Below are 18,699 nucleotides of genomic sequence, written 5' to 3'. Positions count from 1 at the left end.
ACACGGCTCCGGCGGAGGCGCGGGGGCCGGCCCGGCACCGGGCGACACCGGACCGGCCCCGCCCGGTCACCGCGCCGACTCGACCGGAAGGCCGCAGCGGCGGCGGCCGACGCCGTCGGTCTCCAGGTGCGTGCACACCCACCGGCCCTCCTCGCGCCGGGCGCGGAAGGCGAACACCCGCGAGCGCCGGTCGCAGCGGATCACGGCGCTGGCCTCCACCCCCTCGGCGTCGGGGCGCTGGTGGAACACCCGTGTCAGCCGGGGGGCGAGTTCGCAGGAGACCGTGCCGCGCATGCTGCGCAGCTCCTCGCGGACCGACACGGTCACATGGTCGCGCAGCACCTCGGTGGCGCGGCGGCCCACCAGGACCTCCGCCATGCGCTGGGCCAGCAGGTGCACGTCGCCGGGGGTCCGGTGGCCCGCCAGCACGGGGAGGCCGCGCCGGCGCGCGAGGGTGGGACGCGGGGGCACAGGGGTGCGCGCGAGGGTGCGGGCCGGGCGGTGGTGCGCGGACGCGGCACGGGCGCAGAGGGGGCGGGGGCAGGAGTGACAGGCGGGGGTGTGCGACATGAACAGGTCCCTTCCGGGAGGATGACGGTCGCCTTCACCCCTACACAGAGGCCGCACCCCCTCCCCCGTGCCACCTGGCATTCCAGGTTTTCGGTATCTGTCCGCGGATATGCCGACGGGCACATCGCGTGCCGTACCCGGCATACTGCAGACGTGACTGACGCCTACCTCTCCTCTTCCGTACCCGTGGCCCTCGCCCACCGAGGCGGGTGGCTCATCGACGACCAGGGCGAGCGCCGGACCGAACTGGAGAACACGGCCACCGCCTTCCAGTACGCCATCGACCTCGGCTACACGTACCTGGAGACGGACGTGCACGCCACCAGCGACGGCGTCCTCATGGCCTTCCACGACCCCACCCTGGACCGCGCCACCGACATGGCCGGCGCCATCGGCGGCCTGCCCCACCGGGAGGTCGCCCGCGCCCGCGTGGCCGGGCGCGAGCCGGTCCCGCTGCTGGAGGACCTGCTCGGTTCCTGGCCCGAGGCGCGGTTCAACATCGACCTGAAGGCCGACGCGGCCGTCCGGCCGCTGGCGGAGGTGCTGCGCCGCACCAACGCCTGGAACCGCGTGTGCGTGGGCTCCTTCAGCCAGTCCCGCCTGGACCGGGCACGGCGGCTCCTCGACCGCCCCATCGCCACCTCCTGCGGCCCCCTGGACGTGCTCCGGCTGCGTGCGGCCTCCCTGTCACCGCTGCTGCGCGCCCTGGCCGGCCGGGTCCCGGTGTGCGCCCAGATCCCCCTGTGGCACGGCTCCTTCCCCGTGCTCAGCCGGGACCTGGTCCACACCGCGCACCGGCTGGGCCTGCAGGTGCACGTGTGGACCATCAACGAGCCCCCGGTGATGGAGCGCCTGCTCGACGCGGGCGTGGACGGCATCGTCACCGACGACACCGTCGCGCTCAAGCGGCTCCTGGTGCGGCGCGGCCGGTGGACGGGCCGCACCTCACCCGCCCGGGCCGCCCGGGCCGCCGGGGCCGCCGGAGCCGGCAACGACAGTCCCCTCCAGAACGGATGACCTCCCCCATGACCGCTCCCACGGAGGCGGGCGCCCCCTCCACCGACCCCCGCCAGCGCAGACGCGAACAGCGCGGGTGGTACGTCTACGACTGGGCCAACTCGGTGTTCATCACCTCGGTGGTGACCGTGCTCATCGGCCCGTACCTGAGCAACCTGGCGTGCGTGTCGGCCGGGGCCGAGGACGCCGGGGCCTGCCTGGACCCGTCGCTGGCCCTCACCCCGCTCGGGCTGGACGTCCTCGCCCTCCACCCCAACGCGCTCTACCCGGCCCTGACCACGGTGGCGATCCTGCTGCAGATCGTGCTCCTGCCCACCGTGGGGGCGATGGTCGACCACTCCCGGCACAAGAAGCGGTGGCTGTTCTGGCTGGCCCTCGGCGGGTCGCTGTGCACCGCGGGACTGTACTTCGCCACCGACGGCTACCTGGTGGCGTCGCTGCTCTTCGTGCTGGCCAACCTGCTGTACGGCCTCTCGATCGTGGTCTACAACGCGTTCCTGCCCGAGATCGCCACCGCCGACGAGCGCGACCGGGTGTCGGTCACCGGCTGGGGCATCGGCTATCTGGGCGGCGCCCTGCTGCTGGCCGTCCACCTGGGCCTGGTGGTCAACGCGGACTCGCTGGGCGTCGGCGCGGACGGGGCCGCGCGGATCGCGTTCGCCTCCGTCGGCCTCTGGTGGGCCGGGTTCACCGTCATGGCGATCAGACCGCTGCGCAACCGCTACGGCGCCCTGGCCGCGCGCTCGGGGGGCCGTCCGAGGGTGGGGCCGTCACTGCGCCAGTTCGGGCGCACGCTCAAGGACATGCGCCGGTACCCCAACACCGTCCTCTTCCTCCTGGCGTTCATCTTCTTCAACGACGGCGTGCAGGCGGCCATCCGCTACGCGGCGCCCTTCGCCACCCAGGACCTGGGGCTGGAGCAGGACGCGCTGATCATCACCATCCTCATCATCCAGTTCGTGGCCTTCGGCGGCGCCTTCCTGACGGGCCGGGTGGCCCGCCACCTGGGGTCGAAGAACACCGTGATGGCCACGCTCGTGGTGTGGGGTGCGCTGGTGGCGGCGGCCTACTTCCTCCCGGCGGGGAACGTGCCTTTGTTCATCACCATGGGCGTGGGCATCGGCCTGGTGCTGGGCGGCACCCAGTCCCTGGCCCGGTCGCTGTACTCCCAGCTCATCCCCAAGGGCCGGGAGGCGGAGTACTTCAGCCTGTTCCAGATCTCGGACAAGGGGTCGAGCTTCCTGGGGTCGCTGACCGTGACCGTCGCGGTCTCCCTGACCGGCGGCTACCGGGTGGCGATCCTGTCGCTGATCGTGTTCTTCCTCGTCGGCGGGCTGCTGCTGTGGCGCACGCGCATGCGCGAGGGCATCGTCGCCGTGGGCAACGAGGTGCCGCGCAACCTCTAGGTCGTGTTTTCTGCATCATTTTCGGGCTCGCGTCCACCAGGCTGCCTCCCGCCGCACTCGTGAAGCACAACCAGGCTGAACTTCGCACCTCGCCTCGCGAGAGGGGGCCGGGCCCCCGCTGTGCGATCCTGCCGAGCCTGCGAGGCGGCGCACAGGAGGGGCGACGGCCGCTCACCGACCCGAAAGCCTTCGAAAAAACACTCCCTAGCGCGGTGTTTCCGCCGGGGCGCCCGGGCGCCGTGACGGTCCGTCGCCGGCTCCGGTCATACTGGGGCCGGTGATCGGCGAGGACGCGGGAGGTGCGGTGCGGGTTCTGCACGGCGTGTGGACCGGGGACGCGCTGACGGTGTGGGCCGAGACGGCCCCCGCCGCCGGGCCCCGGGCAAAGGACGCGGACGTCCGGGTGCGCCCTCACCCGTTCGCGCTGGACGCCCGCGGCCTGCACGCCCTCCTGACGGCCTCGGGCGGCGCCCCGACCGCGGCGCCCCGGGCGGGACACCTGGAACTGACCCTGCCCGGCGAGGTCCACGCCCCGTTCGCCTCCACCGATGCCCCCGGCTGCGCACCGGCGGCCCTGCACCCCTGGAGCGTGCCCGCGCTGCGGCTGGACGCCGCCTCCGCGGAGTCCCTCCTGGCCTGTGCCCCTCCCCCCGAGGCCCGGCTCGGCCCCTCCCTGGCCCACCTGCGGGCGGTCCGCGACTTCGCCGAGCAGGTGGTCGCCTCCGGATGCGTGCTGCCCGACCTGGTGGGCGACCCGCCCCGGGCGCGCTGGCGCCCCGCGCCCCTGGACTGGGCCGAGGAGCACCTGGCCGCGCTCACCGCCGCCCTGCCGCCCTCCGCGCGCGCCCACCTGCCCGGAGAGCCCCCGGACGCGGTCGCCCGCGCCTGCGTGCTCGCGCCCCTGGAACTGCTCACCGACGCGGTGGCCCGCCGCACGGCCCGCGCACCCCACCGCGACGCGGCCCCGGGCCCCGGCGCGATCGGGGAGTCCTCCCCCGGCCGGCGGCTGGCCGACGCGCTCACCGGCGAGCACCCCGGGGTCGACGCCGACACCGCCGCACGGCTGCGCGGCCCGCTGCGCGAGTGGCGCTCCCGGGTGCGCGGCGCGGGGCGGGCGGCGCTGCTGTTCCTGCTGCGCGAACCCGACCGCGACGGGCCGTGGACGGTCGAGTTCTGGGTGCGCTCGGTCACCGATCCCGGCCTGCGCCTGCCCCTGGAACAGGTGTGGCAGGGCGAGGGCGCCGCCTGGTTGCCCGCCGACGTGGGCACCACCGCACTGGCCGACCTGCGCCGGGCCGCCCGCCACCACCCGCCGCTGCGCCGCGCGCTGCGCGACCTGGCCCCGACCCGGATGCTGCTCAGCACCGAGGACGCCCAGGAGTTCGTGGCCGAGGCGGCGCCCCGGCTGAGCGGGGCGGGTTTCGCGGTGGTCCTCCCCGAGTGGCGGGCCAGGCCGGCCCTGGGTCTGCGCGTGACGGTCGAGGAGGCGCCCCGCAGGCGCGGAGGCAAAGGCGTGGGCCCCTCGGACCTGGTCAACGTGTCCTTCGAGGCCCTGCTCCGGGGCCGCGACGGCGAGGAGGCCGAACCGCTCACCGAGGACGAACTGGCCGAGCTGGCCGAGCTCGCCCGCCTCAAGCGCTCCCTGGTCCGGGTGCGCGGCCGGTGGATGGAGGTGGATCCCGAGCGGGTCGGCGCCACCCTGGACCTGCTCAAACGGCGCGGCGGCCACTGGATGCGCACCGACGAGGCCCTGCGCACGGCCATCGGCGCGCAGGACACGGCGCCCCTGCCCGTCACGGACGTGGTCGCCTCCGGGCCGCTGGGCGCGCTGTTGGACGGGGGCGCCAAGGCCGAGCCGCGCCCCCTCGGGAACCCGCCGGGGTTCCGGGGCACGCTGCGCCCCTACCAGGACCGGGGTGCGGCGTGGCTGCGCTTCCTGGGCGAACTGGGCCTGGGCGCGGTGCTGGCCGACGACATGGGGCTGGGCAAGACCGTGCAGCTGCTGGCCCTGCTCACCGAGGAGCGCGCGAAGGACGCCCCGCCGGGGCCGACCCTGCTGGTGTGCCCGGTCTCGCTGGTGGGCAACTGGCGGCGCGAGGCCGAGAAGTTCGCGCCCTCGCTGAGGGTGCACGTGCAGCACGGCCAGGACCGCCCCTCCGGCAACGCGCTGGCCCGCCTGGTGGGGTCGTGCGACCTGGTGGTCACCACCTACGGGGTGGTCGCCCGCGACGCCGAGGAGCTGTCGGGCATGCCCTGGCACCGGGTGGTGTGCGACGAGGCGCAGGCCCTCAAGAACCACGGCACGCGCCAGGCCCGGGCGGTGCGGTCGCTGCCCGCCACCACCCGGATCGCGCTCACCGGCACACCGGTGGAGAACAACCTGGGCGAGCTGTGGTCGGTCATGGAGTTCGCCAACCCGGGACTGCTGGGGTCGGCCTCGGCCTTCGAGCAGGCGGTCGGCGGCGAGGACGGTCCCGACACCGGCCTCGTGCGCCGCATGACCGGTCCGTTCGTGCTGCGCCGCCTCAAGACCGACCGGTCGATCATCGCCGACCTGCCCGAGAAGCTGGAGATGCGCACCTGGTGCACGCTCACCCCCGAACAGGCCTCGCTGTACAAGGCGGTGGTGGACGACATGGGCGAGCGCATGGCCGAGGCCACCGAGAAGGAGCGCAAGGGGCTGGTGCTGGCGACGATGACGCGGCTCAAGCAGATCTGCAACCATCCGGCCCAGTTCCTGGGGGACGGCTCGGCGCTGTCGGGGCGCTCGGGCAAGCTGGAACGGCTGGAGGCGATCCTGGGTGAGGCCGTCGCCGAGGGGGACAAGGCCCTGTGCTTCACCCAGTACGCGCGCTTCGGCGAGCGGTTGGCCCCCTATCTGCGCTCGCGGCTGGGGGTGCCGGTGCTGTGGCTGCACGGGGGCACCCCGCGGGCGGACCGGGAGGAGATGACCCGGCGCTTCCAGACCCTGGACGGTCCGGCGGTGTTCCTGCTCTCGCTCAAGGCCGCCGGGACGGGGCTGAACCTGACCGCGGCCAACCACGTGGTGCACGTGGACCGCTGGTGGAACCCGGCGGTGGAGGACCAGGCCACCGACCGTGCCTTCCGGATCGGTCAGCGGCGGGACGTGCAGGTGCGCAAGCTGGTGTGCGTGGGCACCGTCGAGGAGCGGGTGGACGAGATGATCGAACGCAAGAGCGCACTGGCCGACAGCGCCGTGGCCACCGGTGAGACGTGGCTGACCGGGCTCTCGGTGGAGGACCTGCGCGAGGTCGTGCGGCTGTCCCCGGAGGCGGTGGCCGGATGAGCACGTGGTCCTCCCTGTTCGCCGAGGCCCTGGGAGAGCCCGGGCGGACCTCCGGGGCCGTCCGGGTCGAGCGGCTGGCCGTGCGCCCGGGCGAGGTCGCGGGGCGGGTGCGCGGCCCGGGCGTGCACGAGGTGAGCCTGATCCGCACGGTCGTCCCCGAGGCCGAGTGGGAACGCCTGTGCGCGGCGCTGGCCTCGCAGCCGGTGTTCCGTGCCCGGGTGCTGGCCGGCGAACTGCCGGTGGCGGCGGCCCGCGTGTTCTCGCTGCTGGGGTGGGATCTGGTGCCGCGCGGGTGGGACGACCTGGTGGCGACGTGCTCCTGCGACCGGTGGGACTCCAGGTGCGCGCACCTGGCGGCGGCCGTGGCGGAGCTGGGCGCCGAGGCCGACCGCGACCCGTTCGCGCTGACCCGTTGGCTGGGTCGGGAGCGGCGTGCTCTCATGGCGCAGGTCAGAGCGTTTTCCACGACCGCAGCAAAAGGACCTTCGGGCGAAGAGGCGACATTCGGGGAAAACGGTGATGCGTCAGCATTCGAAATCGGTACCGAGTCCCCTTCCCCGCCGGACGCGGCGGCCCCGTCCTCGGCCGCCGCGTTCTGGGCCGCGCCCTCCCTTCCCGACCCGCCGAGCCCGCCCGACGGTGCCGGAGAGCGCGTCAGAGCCGCGGCCCCCGGGGTGATGGCCGATGATCTGCCTGGTTTCGGACACCCGCGGCCAGGACTCTAATGTGAACATGCGGCAACCGAATACGCACTTTGGACTTTGTCGACGAAAACTCCGGTAAGAGTGCGCGGGAACGGTTACCATTCGGCCAGAGAAAGCTCCTCCCCACTGCTCCGAATGGGTGTCCTCTATGACCGATCACTTTCCTCCCAACATCGACATGGAAACCCCCAGCATCGCACGCATGTACGACTACCTGTTGGGGGGCAAGGACAACTTCGAGGCGGACCGCAAGGCCTGTGAGGCGCTCGCGGACGGCATACCCGAACTGGTCGCCTTCGCCAACGACAACCGCGCCTACCTCTCACGCGCGGTCGAGTACGTCGCCGCCCAGGGGGTGGAGCAGTTCCTCGACCTGGGGGCCGGTCTGCCCACCGCCAACAACACCCACCACGCGGCCCAGCAGGCCAACCCCCGGGCCCGGGTCCTCTACGTCGACCACGACCCCATCGTGCTCGCGCACGGTCGGGCGCTGATCAGCGACAGCGCCGACACCGCCTTCCTGCTGGCCGACATCCGCGACACCGACGAGATCCTCGGGGCCCCCGAGACCGCCAGGCTCATCGACACGGACCAGCCCGTGTGCGTGATGTTGGTGTCGCTCCTGCACTGCCTGCCCGACGACAGCGACCCGTTCGGTATGGTGCGCTCGCTCATGGGCCGCCTGGCGCCGGGCTCGTGCGTCATCTTCTCCCACATCGTCTCCGACGACCCCGGCTCCGCCGTCTGGATGACCGACAAGATCCTGTCCTTCGGCACCCCCTGGGGACGGGTGCGCAGCCCCGAGGAGGCCTCCGTGGTCTTCGAGGGCCTGGAGCTGGCCAGTCCCTGGCTCGACGGGCGCGACGAGGGTCCCCGCGCGGTGGACTGCGCCACCTGGCGGATGCCCGGGGCCGAGCCCCGGTTCCGCCCGGAGGACCCCGAGGTGAAGCTGTGGGAGCTGGGGGGCGTCGCGTTCAAGCGCTGACCCGAAGGTTCCGGGGTGCCCGGCCCCAGAACCGGGCCGGGCACCGGAGGCCTCAGGCCTGTTCGGCGAAGACCTCCTGGGCGATGCCGAACGCCTTGTTCGCGGCGGGCACCCCGCAGTAGATCGCGGCCTGCAGGAACACCTCGCCGATCTCGTCCCGGCTCAGCCCGTTGCGCAGCGCCGCGCGCACGTGCATGGCCAGCTCGGCCCAGTGGCCGTGCGCGACCAGCGCGGTGAGCACCATGCAGCTGCGGGTGCGCCGGTCCAGACCCGGGCGGGTCCAGATCTCTCCCCAGGCGTAGCGGGTGATGAGGTCCTGGAACGGCTCGGTGAACGCGCTCTTGCGCGCCTCGGCCCGGTCCACGTGTTCGTCGCCCAGTACGGCGCGGCGCACCCGCATCCCCGAGGCGTGGCGGTCGGCGGACGCGAAGTGCTGGGTGAGCAGCGTGTTCACCTTCGTGCTCTGCTGCCAGGACAGCAGGTGCGCGGCCTCCTCCAGCACGGCCAGGCGCGCCCCGGGGACGCGCTCGGCGATCAGCTCGGCGTTCCCGGCGGGCGGCGTCGCCGGGTCGTCGGCTCCGGCGATCACCAGCGTGGGCGCCGTGATCCGGTGCAGGTCCTCGCGCACGTCGTAGGTCTCGATGGCCCCGCAGCAGCCCGCGTAGCCCTCCGCCGCCGTGGAGGCGATCTGCCCGCGCAGCAGGGAGACCTCCTGGGGGCGGGCCTTGGCGAAGTCCGGGGTGAACCAGCGCTCCACCACCGAGTCCGCCACGGCTCCGGTGCCCTCGGCGCGCACCAGGTCGGCGCGGTCCCGCCAGTTCCGGGCCGGGCCCATGTACGGGGCGGTGGCCAGCAGGGCCAGGCGGTCGATGCGCTCGGGGTGGTGGATGGCGAGCCACTGGCCGACCATGCCGCCGATGGACAGCCCCGCGTAGTGGGCGCGCTCGATACCCAGCCGGTCCATCAGCGCGATGACGTCGCCGCTCAGGTCGGCCATGGTGTAGGGGCCCTCGGGGACGGGCGAGTCCCCGTGTCCGCGGTGGTCGAAGCGGATCACCCGGAAGACGGTCGAGAGCGCCTCGACCTGCGGTTCCCACATCCGCGTGGTGGTGCCGAGGGAGCCTCCGAGCAGCAGGGGCGGCGCGTCGGCCGGTCCGCTCTCGGTGTGGTGGAGGTCAACGCTCATCGGGTGTCTGTACTCCTTCTTCGCTGTCGGTGTGTTCCGCGCGGCCTGTCCTACCCGTTCTCGCCCCGGTGACCCGGTCGGTGAGGACCGCGGCCGAGCCCAGGTATCCCGCCGGGTCGAGCAGGTCGCGGATCCGCTCGGGGGTGCGGGTGCCGCCGAGGCGTTCGGTGAGGACCTCGGCCAGGTCCCGTCCGGAGTCGACGGCCTCCCGGCAGGCGTCGGTGACCAGGCGGTGGGCGTCCATGCGGCCGAGCTCGGGCGCCAGGTCGGTGGTGACGCGCTCGGACAGGGCCAGGCCGCCGGTGGCGTCCAGGTTGGCCCGCATCCGCGCGGTGTCGACGTGCAGCCGGTCCGCGCTGGTGCGCAGCCAGGCCACGGCGGCTCCGGTGCGGCGCAGCAGGTCGGTCAGGGGCAGCCACTCGGCGTGCCAGCTCCCGGCGGCCCGCTGGTGCTCCTGGATCTGGGCGGCGAACAGGTTCGCGACGAGTCCGGGGGCCTGGCGTGCGCAGGCCAGGGCGCTGACGGCGGCGACGGGGTTGCGCTTGTGCGGCATGGTGGAGGAGCCGCCGACGCCGGGGCCGCCCTCCTCGACGAGCTCGCCGACCTCGGTCTGGGCCAGCAGCACGATGTCCTGGGCGGCGGTGCCGACGGCGCCGCAGACCCGGCCCAGGGCGGCGGCCAGCTCGGCGATCCGGCCGCGGTCGGTGTGCCAGGGCAGGACGGGCTCGGCCAGATCCAGGCGCGCGGCCAGGGCCGCGGTGACGGCGGGGCCGTCCCGGCCGAGGGAGGCCAGGGTGCCGACGGCGCCACCGAACTGGACGGCCAGGCGTCCTCGCAGTACGAGGCCGAGCTGGTCGGCGGCCTCCGACAATCCGTTGGCCCATCCGGCGGCGACCGCGCCGAAGGTGGTGGGCAGGGCCTGCTGGAGCAGGGTGCGGCCGGGCATGGGCGTGGTGCGGTGCGCCCCCGCGAGGCCGCGCAGGTGGTCGGCGAGGGCGCGCAGGTCCGACTCCAGTGCGCCGCCCGCGCGCCGGGCCAGCAGCATGGCGCCGGTGTCCATGACGTCCTGGCTGGTGGCGCCCCGGTGCACGTGGCGGGCCGCGTCGGGGTCGCTCTCGCGCACCCGCGCGGTGAGCTCCCTGACCAGGGGGATGACCGGGTTGCCGCCGCCGGCCGCGGCACGGCCCAGGCCGGCCGGGTCGTAGCGGTGGGCGGCGCAGGCGGCGGCGATGGACTCGGCCCGCTCCGGTGCCAGGGACCCCGTGTCGGCGAGGGCGCGTGCCAGTGCGGCCTCCACGTCGAGCAGGGCCTGGAGCCAGGCGGTGTCGTCGGTGAGTCCGGCTACGGGGCCGTGGTCGAAGACGCCGTCGAACAGGCCGGTCATGGGTTCCCCTCCGGGTCGTGGGCCGCCGGGCTGGTGTCGTGGCCGGAAGGGTCCACCAGCCCGGCCTCCGTGCGGACGGTCCTGTGTCCGCGGCACGCTAGATGTCGAAGAAGACGGTCTCCCCCTCGCCCTGGAGGCGGATGTCGAAACGGTACCCGTCCCCCTCACGGCGGGCGACGAGGGTGGCGCGGGCCCGCGGATCCTCGATGCCGGCCAGTACCGGGTCGGCGGCGTTGGCGGCCTCCTCCTCGGGAAAGTACAGGCGGGTGACGACCCTGTTCAGCATGCCGCGCGCGAACACCGAGACGTCGATGTGCGGGGCCTGGTCGCCGTGCGGGCCCGGGACGGCGCCGGGCTTGAGGGTGAGGATCCCGTAGCCGCCGTCGGCGTCGGTGGGGCAGCGGCCGAAGGCGCGGAAGCCGGGGTAGCTCCTGGCCCCGCGCGGGTCGTCGGGGTGGTCGAAGCGGCCGTCCGGGTCGGCCTGCCAGGTCTCGATGACGGCGTCGGGGACGACCTCGCCCGCGCCGTCGTAGACGGTCCCGCGGATCCACACCGCGCCAGGTGCGCCCTCGGCCACGGCGTAGGGGCCGTCGGGCCAGGGCAGGCCGATGTGCAGGTAGGGGCCGACCGTCTGGGCCGGGGTGGTGGGGTACGTGCTCACTCGTCGTCCTCCAGGATCTCTTCCTCGGACTCGAACGGGGTCTGTTCGCGTCCGCGCAGCACGATGTCCCAGCGGTAGGCCAGCGCCCACGAGGGTTCGGTGGTGTCGTGGTCGTAGCTGGACAGCATGCGCTCGCGGGCCTTGGGGTCGGGCACCGAGTTCCACATGGGGTCCTGGAAGAACAGCGGGTCGTCGGGGAAGTACATCTGGGTGACGAGACGCTGGGTGAAGGCCCTCCCGAACAGGGAGAAGTGGATGTGCGCGGGCCGCCAGGCGTTCTGGTGGTTGCCCCACGGGTAGGCGCCCGGGCGGATGGTGACGAACCGGTAGCGCCCCTCGGCGTCGGTCATGGTGCGGCCGACCCCGGTGAAGTTGGGGTCGAGCGGGGCGGGCCAGGTGTCGCGGGCGTGGCGGTAGCGTCCGCCCGCGTTGGCCTGCCAGACCTCCACCAGGGTGTCGGGGACGGGCTCGCCGTCGCTGTCGCGGACCTGGCCGTGCACGATGATGCGCTGCCCCTGGGGCTCCTCCTCGTGCTGACGGGTGAGGTCGTGGTCCAGCTCGCCGAGCCGGTCCTGGCCCAGGACCGGCGAGGTGATCTCGGTGAGCATGTGCGGGAGCAGGGTGAGCGGGCGCTTGGGGTGGCGCAGGGCCGTGCTCTTGTAGCCGGGGAAGTCCAGCGGGGGGTGGGTGTCGTGGTCACGGACGTAGCCGGGCACGTACAGACCGGACTGCGTGCGCTCCGCGTCGGGTGGGGTGGACATGACGGTGTTCCTTCGCTCGTACGGTACCGGCTCCCGGTGGCCCCCGAAGTGGTCCGGGCTCGTGCGGCCCCTGGTCCGGGCGGTCCCTCGGGTCTCGCCGGACGGGGAGGCGGGCGGTGCTGGCGCGGTCCCGCCTCCCCCGGGCCCTCGTTGCTGTTGTGTGGTGGCCCCCGCCTTCCGGCGGTACCGGTCCGGGCACCGCCGGGAGGCCCCCGTCCGCCGGGGTGGCGGGGCGGCTAGGCCTGGAGGACGACGGCCAGGCCCTGGCCGACCCCGATGCACAGCGCGGCCAATCCCCAGCCCCCGCCGCGTCGGCGCAGCTCGTGGGCGAGTGAACCGAGGATACGGGCACCGGAGGCGCCCAGCGGGTGGCCGATGGCGATGGCGCCGCCGTTGGGGTTGACGATGCCGGGGTCCAGCCCTCTCCAGCTGCGGACGCAGGCCAGGGACTGGGCGGCGAAGGCCTCGTTGAGCTCGACGGCGGACAGGTCGCCCCAGCCGATCCCGGCGCGTTCGAGGGCGATCTCGGCGGCGCGGACGGGACCGATGCCGAACACGTCGGGGTCGACTCCGGCGGCGCCGCGCCCGGCGATGCGGGCGATGGGCTCCAGGCCGACGGCCTCGGCGGCGGCGCGGTCGCCCAGCAGCAGGGCGGCGGCGCCGTCGTTGAGGGGCGAGGCGTTCCCGGCGGTGATGGTGCCCTCGGCGCGGAACGCGGGCTTGAGCCCGGCGAGCTTGTCGGCGGAGGTCTCACGGATGGACTCGTCGCGCTCCAGGTGCGCGTCGGGGACCTGGACGATCTCGTCGTCGAAGACCCCCTTGGCCCAGGCCTCGGCGGCCTTGGCGTGGCTGGCCAGGGCGAAGGCGTCCTGGTCCGCGCGGGTGATCCCGTGCTGCTCGGCCAGTCCCTCGGTGCCCTCGCCCAGGGAGACGGTCCACCTCCCGGGCATGCGGGGGTTGACCATGCGCCAGCCCAGGGTGGTGGAGTGCAGGGTGGCGTCGGTGGCGGGGAAGCCCTTGGCCGGCTTGGGCATCACCCAGGGGGCCCGGCTCATGGACTCCACTCCCCCGGCCACGGCCAGGGAGGCGTCGCCGACCTGGATGGCGCGGCTGGCCTGGATGGCGGCCTCCATGCCGGATCCGCAGAGCCGGTTGACGGTGACGCCGGGCACCGAGGTCGGCAGCCCGGCCAGCAGGGCGGCCATGCGGGCGACGTTGCGGTTCTCCTCGCCCGCTCCGTTGGCGTTGCCGAGGGCGACCTCGTCGACGGCGGCGGGGTCCAGGCCGGGCGCGCGTTCGACGAGGGCGCCGACGACGTGGGCGGCCAGGTCGTCGGGGCGGACCTTGGACAGGCCGCCGCCGTACTTGCCGAAGGGGGTGCGGACGGCGTCGAGGATGTGGACGTCGGTCACCGTGGGCCTCCTGGGTGTGGTGCGGCCGGAACGGGTCCGGCCGCGGACGGACTGGAACCTAACACTGTTAGGTAACTGTAGGCCGCGGGTCTCCCCGCGCCCTCAGGAGCCCCCGGTCAGGGAGCGCACCACCGACAGCTCGGCCTCGGTGGGCTCGGGGGTGACGGAGAGGTCCCCGGCCACCGCGAGGTCCCATCCGGTCGCCTCCCGGACCGCGTCCGCCTCCACCCCCGGGTGCACTCCGGTCAGGACGAGCTCGCGGGTGTCGGGGTCGGGTTCGAGCACGCCGAGGTCGGTGATCACCCGCATCGGGCCGGCACCGCGCAGCCCCAGGCGCTCGCGGTCGCCGGGACCCGAGCCGTGGCCGACCGAGGTGACGAAGTCGACCCTGTCCACGAAGGCACGGCGGCTGTGGCGCATGATCACGGTGACCTCGCGGCAGGAGGCGGCGATCTCGGGTGCTCCCCCCGCCCCGGGCAGCCGCACCTTGGGGTCGGTGTAGTCGCCGATGACGGTGGTGTTGATGTTGGCGTACCGGTCGATCTGGGCGGCGCCGAGGAAGCCGACGTCGATCCGCCCCGCCTGGAGCCAGTAGTTGAAGACCTCGGGGACCGAGACCACGGTGTCGGCGGTATCGGCGAGGATCCCGTCGCCGATGGACAGCGGCAGGTGGTCCGGGACGGTGCCGAGTGTGCCGGACTCGTAGATCATCCACAGCCCCGGCGCGTGCGTGCGGCGGGCCACGTTGGCGGCGGTGCTGGGCAGCCCGATGCCGACGAAGCACGACATCCGGTCGCGCAGCGAGCGGGCCGCGGTGACGGTCATGATCTCGTCGGAGGTCCAGGTCACGGTGGTCACAGGCCCCTCCCAGCGGGCTCGGGGGTGGCCGGAGCGGCGGTGAGCTCCTCCAGCCATGCGGTGAAGGCCTCGCGGTCGCGGCCGATGGCGTCCCAGGCGCGGTAGGCCTCGTTGTCGCGCTCGTAGTAGCCGTGGGCGTAGGAGGGCGCCGCGCCGCCGGGGGCGACGCTGACCCGGTCCACGACGCGCCCGGGCAGGATCACCTGGCCGGGGACGGGGTCGAGGGTGTCCACGACCTCCTCGACGGTGACCAGGGCGCGGTCGGCGGCCAGGACGGCCTCCTTCTGGATGCCGGTGATGCCCCACAGCTGCACGTTGCCGTCGCGGTCGGCGCGCTGGGCGTGCACGACGGCGACGTCGGGGTTGAGCGCGGGCACGGCGGCCAGCTCCTGCCCGGTGAAGGGGCAGGTGACGGTCCTGATGTTGGGGTTGTTGTCGACCAGGTCGGTGCCGCTGTAGCCGCGCAGGATGGCGAAGGGCAGGCCGGAGGCGCCCGCGACGTAGCGGTTGGCCATCCCGGCGTGGCTGTGCTCCTCGATCTCCAGGGGCACGGGCCACGAGGAGGTGACGGCGTCGCGGAAGCGGTGCAGCGAGCCGACGCCCGGGTTGCCGCCCCAGGAGAAGACGAGCTTGGCGGCGCACCCGGCGCCGATGAGCTGGTCGTAGACGATGTCGGGCGTCATGCGCACCAGCGTGAGGTCACGCAGGCCCTGGCGGATGATCTCGTGCCCCGCCGCCACGGGGATGAGATGGGTGAACCCCTCCAGGGCGACGGTGTCGCCGTCGTGGACGAGCTCGCGTACCGCCTCGTCCAGGGGCACGATCATGGGGCACTCCCGTTCGGATAGCGAATGCATGTTCTCACAGCGAACATCTTGGCTATGACGTTAGCGCCGATCCCGGGCATGGTCAAGGCACGTGTACACGCGCCGCGCGCGGGTGAGGCACGAGCCCGGCCCCGGAAGGGGCCCTCCGTCCCGGCGTCGCGCACGGGGCCTCCCGCCGTGCGCACGCGTAAGGCTCCCCGCCGGCGTGCGGTCGGCGCGCGCGGCGGCTCGGCGGCCGGGGCACCGGGTCGAGGACCGGGAGAGTCCCCGGACCGGTGAGGACAAGGGCGCGGTCACCGCCGAACAGGGCCTCGGGGCCGTCGTCGACGCGCTCGCCCCCACGCCGGGGCCGCGCGAAGGGGTGAGGCCCCCGGCGGTCCCGGGTAGGGGCGACCAGGCACCGTGGCCGGGCGGCCCCGAGAGCGCTGCCGCGCGCGTCCCGGCACGCAGCGGCCCGCATCGCCGGACGGTGCGGTGGGAACAGGGCGGGCTCCTGCCGAAGAGCGCGGAACGCACGCGAACCGGCTTTGCCACAACGCCTGTGCGGTATGAGAACCTTTCCGGGGGCTGCGGCCATCCGCCCCCGCACCCGAGACCAGGAAGAACAGATGCCGACCGAAGAAGATGCCCGCGGCGCCCACTTCGTGCAGTCCCTGGAGCGCGGTCTGACGGTCATCCGCGCCTTCTCCGCCGAACGGCGCTCCATGACGCTCAGCGAGGTCGCGCGCGAGACCGACCTGACCCGCGCCGCCGCCCGCCGCTTCCTGCTCACGCTGGTCGACCTGGGGTACGTGCGCACCGACGGCAGGCTGTTCTCGCTCACCCCGCGCGTGCTGGAACTGGGTTACGCCTACGTCGCCTCCGCCGGGCTCCCCGACGTGGCCCAGCCCCACCTGGAGGACCTGTCCGCACGTGTGCACGAGTCCGCCTCGGTGTCGGTGCTGGAGGGCGACGACGTGCTCTACGTGGCGCGCGTGGCGACCTCGCGGATCATGGCGGTGTCCATCCGGGTCGGCACCCGCTTCCCCGCCTCGGCCACCTCGATGGGCCGGGTGCTGCTGGCCGGCCGCGACGACCGTGAGCTGGACGCCTACCTGGGGCGGGCGAAGCTCGAACCGCTGACCAGGTTCACCATCACCGACCCCGCCGAGCTGCGCGCCGAGCTGGAGCGGGTGCGCGAACAGGGGTACGCCATCGTCGACCAGGAACTGGAGGAGGGGCTGCGCTCGCTGGCCGCCCCCGTCCGCGACGGGTCGGGCAGGGTGATCGCGGCCGCGAACGTGTCCGCGCACGCCAACCGGTCCTCGATAGAGGACGTGCGCCGCGACCTGCTGCCCGCCCTGTTGGAGACCACCGCGCGCATCGAGGCCGACCTGGCCTCCGTCGCCCGCCGCGACGCGGGCATGTGACACACCGGGTGCCTTGCGGGTGCCCGCACCTCCTGAGATCCTGCCCGCGACACCGGCCGGGGCACGGCTCCGCGCACGCGGGGACCGAGCGACGGCCCCTCCACCCGCACGTTCTGAGCAAGCGGCCCCAGCGCCGTCCGAAAGGGACACCGTGACCGACCTACACGCCACACCACGCATCGCCGAACTCTCGGGGACCTTCTCCCTCGGCGGCGACCTGCCGGTCCATCGCCTGGGCTTCGGGGCGATGCGCATCGTCGGCGAGGGGGTGTGGGGACCGCCCCGCGACCGGGACGAGGCGCTGGCGGTGCTGCGGCGCACGGTCGAGCTGGGCGTGACCTTCATCGACACCGCCGACTCCTACGGGCCGCAGATCAGCGAACAGCTGATCCGGGAGGCGCTCTACCCCTACACCGACGACCTGGTCATCGGCACCAAGGCGGGCTTCGCGCGCACCGGCCCGGCCCAGTGGCACAAGCTTGGACGCCCCGAGTACCTCAAGCAGCAGGTGGAGCTGAGCCTGCGCAACCTGGGCCTGGAGCGGATCGACCTGCTCCAGCTGCACCGCATCGACCCGTCGGTGCCGCTGGCCGACCAGCTCGGCGCCCTGGTGGAGCTGCGCGAGGAGGGCAAGATCCGGCACATCGGGCTGAGCGAGGTGACGGTGGACGAGCTGTCCGCCGCCCGCGCGATCACCCCCGTGGCGTCGGTGCAGAACCAGTACGCGCCGTCCTTCCGCCAGTCCGAGGACGTGCTGGAGCAGTGCGAGAAGGACGGGATCGCGTTCCTGCCGTGGGCACCGGTCGGACGCGGTGAGCTGGCGGGCCCGGACTCGCCGCTGGCCGCGATGGCCGCCGAGCGCGGGATCACCCCGGTGCAGCTGTCCCTGGCGTGGCTGCTGCACCGCTCGCCGGTGATGCTGCCGATCCCGGGCACGTCCCGGGTGGCGCACCTGGAGGAGAACACGGCCGCCGCCGCGGTGCGCCTGTCGGAGGAGGAGACCGAGCGCATCAGCCAGTTCCTCGGCACCTGACTCCTCGCTGTCCGAGGTGGGCTGACCGTTCCCCGGCGCCGCGTTCCGGCACGGGACCGCGGCGCTCCTGCCCTACGGGCACCAGGCGGTCCGCCGTGTCGGCCTCCGGGGCGCAAAGGACGCGCGGTGCCCTCCCACGGAGCACCGGGGCCGCGAGGGCCCGGTGCCACATCCGGTAGGCGGCGGCGACGGCCCGCGCGCAGCGCTCGGCGGTGGCCCCGTCCAGGGGGTCTCCGCCGGCCGGCAGCCGGTGGTACGGCGGCGCCGAGACCGCCCGGGCCACCTCGCGGGCCTCCCGGCCGGGCCCGCCGGTGGACGAGTACCCGCTCTTCGACGTGGTCGACGTGCTGGTCGAGGCCGCGGGGAGAGCGGCCGCACGGTCGTCCAGGCCGCGACCAACCGGCTGCCGCGGCGTCCCATCGCCGCCACGGTGGTCGTCCGCGCGCGACGAGGCGCGGCTGTGCGAGGATCCGGGCGCGGTCGGGTGGGAGCCGACCGCGAAGACAGGTGGGACGGCCGGACGCGGTGAGCCACCGGGAGGCCCCGTATCCGCGCTTTCCGTACCACCGGCAGGAGGGGTTCGCCCGGCCCGGCCCGCCGCTGTTCGCAGCCGGTCGGACCCCGGGCCCCGGCACGCGGGCGGGCCGGTCAGGCAGGACGCATGCGAAAGACCTGTAGCCGCATGTCGTAGTACTTCTCGGTCTCGCCGACCCACTCCATGCCCAGTTTGCGCGCAACCGCGATCGCCCGCTCGTTGTCGGGGCGCGCGACCGCGAAGACCTCCTCGATCCCCTGTTTGAACGCCCAGCCGATGAGCGCCTGGCTCGCCTCGGTGGCGTATCCCTGCCCCCACACGTCCGGGCGCAGCGCCCAGGTCAGCTCGAAGTCCTCCTCGAAGGGCGGGAGCAGCTTCAGCGACAGCCCTCCCACCAGCTCTCCGTCCTCCTCGCGGACGATGGCCCAGCGGCCCGCGGGAGGGACGAGGTTGGGTCCGGCCTCGATCCAGGCGTGCAGCACCGAGCGCATCGCGTCGGTGTCGTTCACCGGACGCCACTCCGGCGTCAGCCAGTGCGCGACCTCGCCGGCCCCGTAGATCTTCAGGGCCGCCTCGGCGTCGTCCAGCTGCCACTCCCGGATGAGGAGTCGGTCGGTCGGCAACTCAAGGCTCATCTCCCCACG

Annotated in this window: 16 protein-coding genes; 7 read left to right on the top strand and 9 right to left on the bottom strand. The window is 73.9% G+C overall.

Annotation, left to right across the window (positions count from 1 at the left end; all coding sequences use genetic code 11):
- Positions 1–66 precede the first annotated feature (66 nt).
- Complete coding sequence (locus A6A08_RS26275) at positions 67–570, bottom strand: Rv3235 family protein (RefSeq protein WP_073705342.1); 504 nt, start codon at positions 568–570, stop codon at positions 67–69.
- A 153-nt stretch (positions 571–723) separates the two neighbouring features.
- Here A6A08_RS26275 and A6A08_RS26270 point away from each other — a divergent pair, with 153 nt between their 5' ends.
- The 5 genes from A6A08_RS26270 to A6A08_RS26250 all read left to right on the top strand — a co-directional run bounded on the left by A6A08_RS26270 (position 724) and on the right by A6A08_RS26250 (position 7,989).
- Positions 724–1,587, top strand: coding sequence for a glycerophosphodiester phosphodiesterase (locus A6A08_RS26270; protein ID WP_073705341.1), 864 nt, complete (start codon positions 724–726; stop codon positions 1,585–1,587).
- Positions 1,584–2,993, top strand: a complete 1,410-nt coding sequence (locus tag A6A08_RS26265; protein ID WP_073705340.1) for an MFS transporter — start codon at positions 1,584–1,586, stop codon at positions 2,991–2,993. The genes A6A08_RS26270 and A6A08_RS26265 overlap by 4 nt, the downstream gene beginning before the upstream one ends.
- Positions 2,994–3,297: 304 nt before the next feature.
- The gene (locus tag A6A08_RS26260; RefSeq protein ID WP_073705444.1) at positions 3,298–6,300 is read left to right on the top strand and encodes a DEAD/DEAH box helicase; all 3,003 of its coding nucleotides are present in this window, start codon (positions 3,298–3,300) and stop codon (positions 6,298–6,300) included.
- Entirely contained in the window at positions 6,297–7,025 is a 729-nt protein-coding gene (locus A6A08_RS26255; protein WP_073705339.1) for a hypothetical protein, read from the top strand. Before A6A08_RS26260 ends, A6A08_RS26255 begins: the two co-directional genes overlap by 4 nt.
- Before the next feature lie 127 nt (positions 7,026–7,152).
- Positions 7,153–7,989: an SAM-dependent methyltransferase gene (locus A6A08_RS26250; protein WP_073705338.1), complete on the top strand. Its 837-nt coding sequence runs from the start codon at positions 7,153–7,155 to the stop codon at positions 7,987–7,989.
- 52 nt (positions 7,990–8,041) lie between these two features.
- Here A6A08_RS26250 and pcaD read toward each other — a convergent pair whose 3' ends face one another.
- The 7 genes from pcaD to A6A08_RS26215 form a co-directional block, all read right to left on the bottom strand.
- Entirely contained in the window at positions 8,042–9,175 is a 1,134-nt protein-coding gene (pcaD, locus tag A6A08_RS26245) for a 3-oxoadipate enol-lactonase (RefSeq protein WP_073705337.1), read from the bottom strand.
- Positions 9,165–10,559, bottom strand: coding sequence for a 3-carboxy-cis,cis-muconate cycloisomerase (pcaB, locus tag A6A08_RS26240; protein ID WP_073705336.1), 1,395 nt, complete (start codon positions 10,557–10,559; stop codon positions 9,165–9,167). Before pcaB ends, pcaD begins: the two co-directional genes overlap by 11 nt.
- 97 nt (positions 10,560–10,656) lie before the next feature.
- On the bottom strand, positions 10,657–11,220 hold the full coding sequence (gene pcaG, locus A6A08_RS26235) for a protocatechuate 3,4-dioxygenase subunit alpha (RefSeq protein ID WP_073705335.1): 564 nt from the start codon (positions 11,218–11,220) through the stop codon (positions 10,657–10,659).
- Positions 11,217–11,981, bottom strand: a complete 765-nt coding sequence (gene pcaH, locus A6A08_RS26230; RefSeq protein WP_073705334.1) for a protocatechuate 3,4-dioxygenase subunit beta — start codon at positions 11,979–11,981, stop codon at positions 11,217–11,219. Before pcaH ends, pcaG begins: the two co-directional genes overlap by 4 nt.
- Positions 11,982–12,217: 236 nt before the next feature.
- Complete coding sequence (locus A6A08_RS26225; RefSeq protein ID WP_073705333.1) at positions 12,218–13,393, bottom strand: thiolase family protein; 1,176 nt, start codon at positions 13,391–13,393, stop codon at positions 12,218–12,220.
- Positions 13,394–13,495: 102 nt separating this feature from the next.
- Positions 13,496–14,251, bottom strand: coding sequence for a CoA-transferase subunit beta (locus A6A08_RS26220; protein WP_073705332.1), 756 nt, complete (start codon positions 14,249–14,251; stop codon positions 13,496–13,498).
- Positions 14,248–15,078: a CoA transferase subunit A gene (locus A6A08_RS26215; RefSeq protein ID WP_073705331.1), complete on the bottom strand. Its 831-nt coding sequence runs from the start codon at positions 15,076–15,078 to the stop codon at positions 14,248–14,250. Before A6A08_RS26215 ends, A6A08_RS26220 begins: the two co-directional genes overlap by 4 nt.
- 608 nt (positions 15,079–15,686) lie before the next feature.
- On the opposite strand from A6A08_RS26215, the gene A6A08_RS26210 reads away from it, so the two are divergent.
- On the top strand, positions 15,687–16,487 hold the full coding sequence (locus A6A08_RS26210) for an IclR family transcriptional regulator (RefSeq protein WP_073705330.1): 801 nt from the start codon (positions 15,687–15,689) through the stop codon (positions 16,485–16,487).
- A gap of 151 nt (positions 16,488–16,638) precedes the next feature.
- Positions 16,639–17,520 carry an aldo/keto reductase gene (locus tag A6A08_RS26205; protein WP_073705329.1) on the top strand — a complete coding sequence of 294 codons (882 nt, stop codon included), beginning with the start codon at positions 16,639–16,641 and terminating at the stop codon, positions 17,518–17,520.
- A gap of 648 nt (positions 17,521–18,168) precedes the next feature.
- Here A6A08_RS26205 and A6A08_RS26200 read toward each other — a convergent pair.
- Positions 18,169–18,690 carry a GNAT family N-acetyltransferase gene (locus A6A08_RS26200; RefSeq protein WP_073705328.1) on the bottom strand — a complete coding sequence of 174 codons (522 nt, stop codon included), beginning with the start codon at positions 18,688–18,690 and terminating at the stop codon, positions 18,169–18,171.
- Between the last annotated feature and the right edge of the window lie 9 nt (positions 18,691–18,699).

It is taken from the genome of Nocardiopsis sp. TSRI0078 (assembly GCF_001905145.1).
Taxonomy (GTDB): domain Bacteria; phylum Actinomycetota; class Actinomycetes; order Streptosporangiales; family Streptosporangiaceae; genus Nocardiopsis.
Note: the sequence above shows the minus strand (reverse complement) of the source record. Positions and strands in the feature narration are given on the sequence as shown.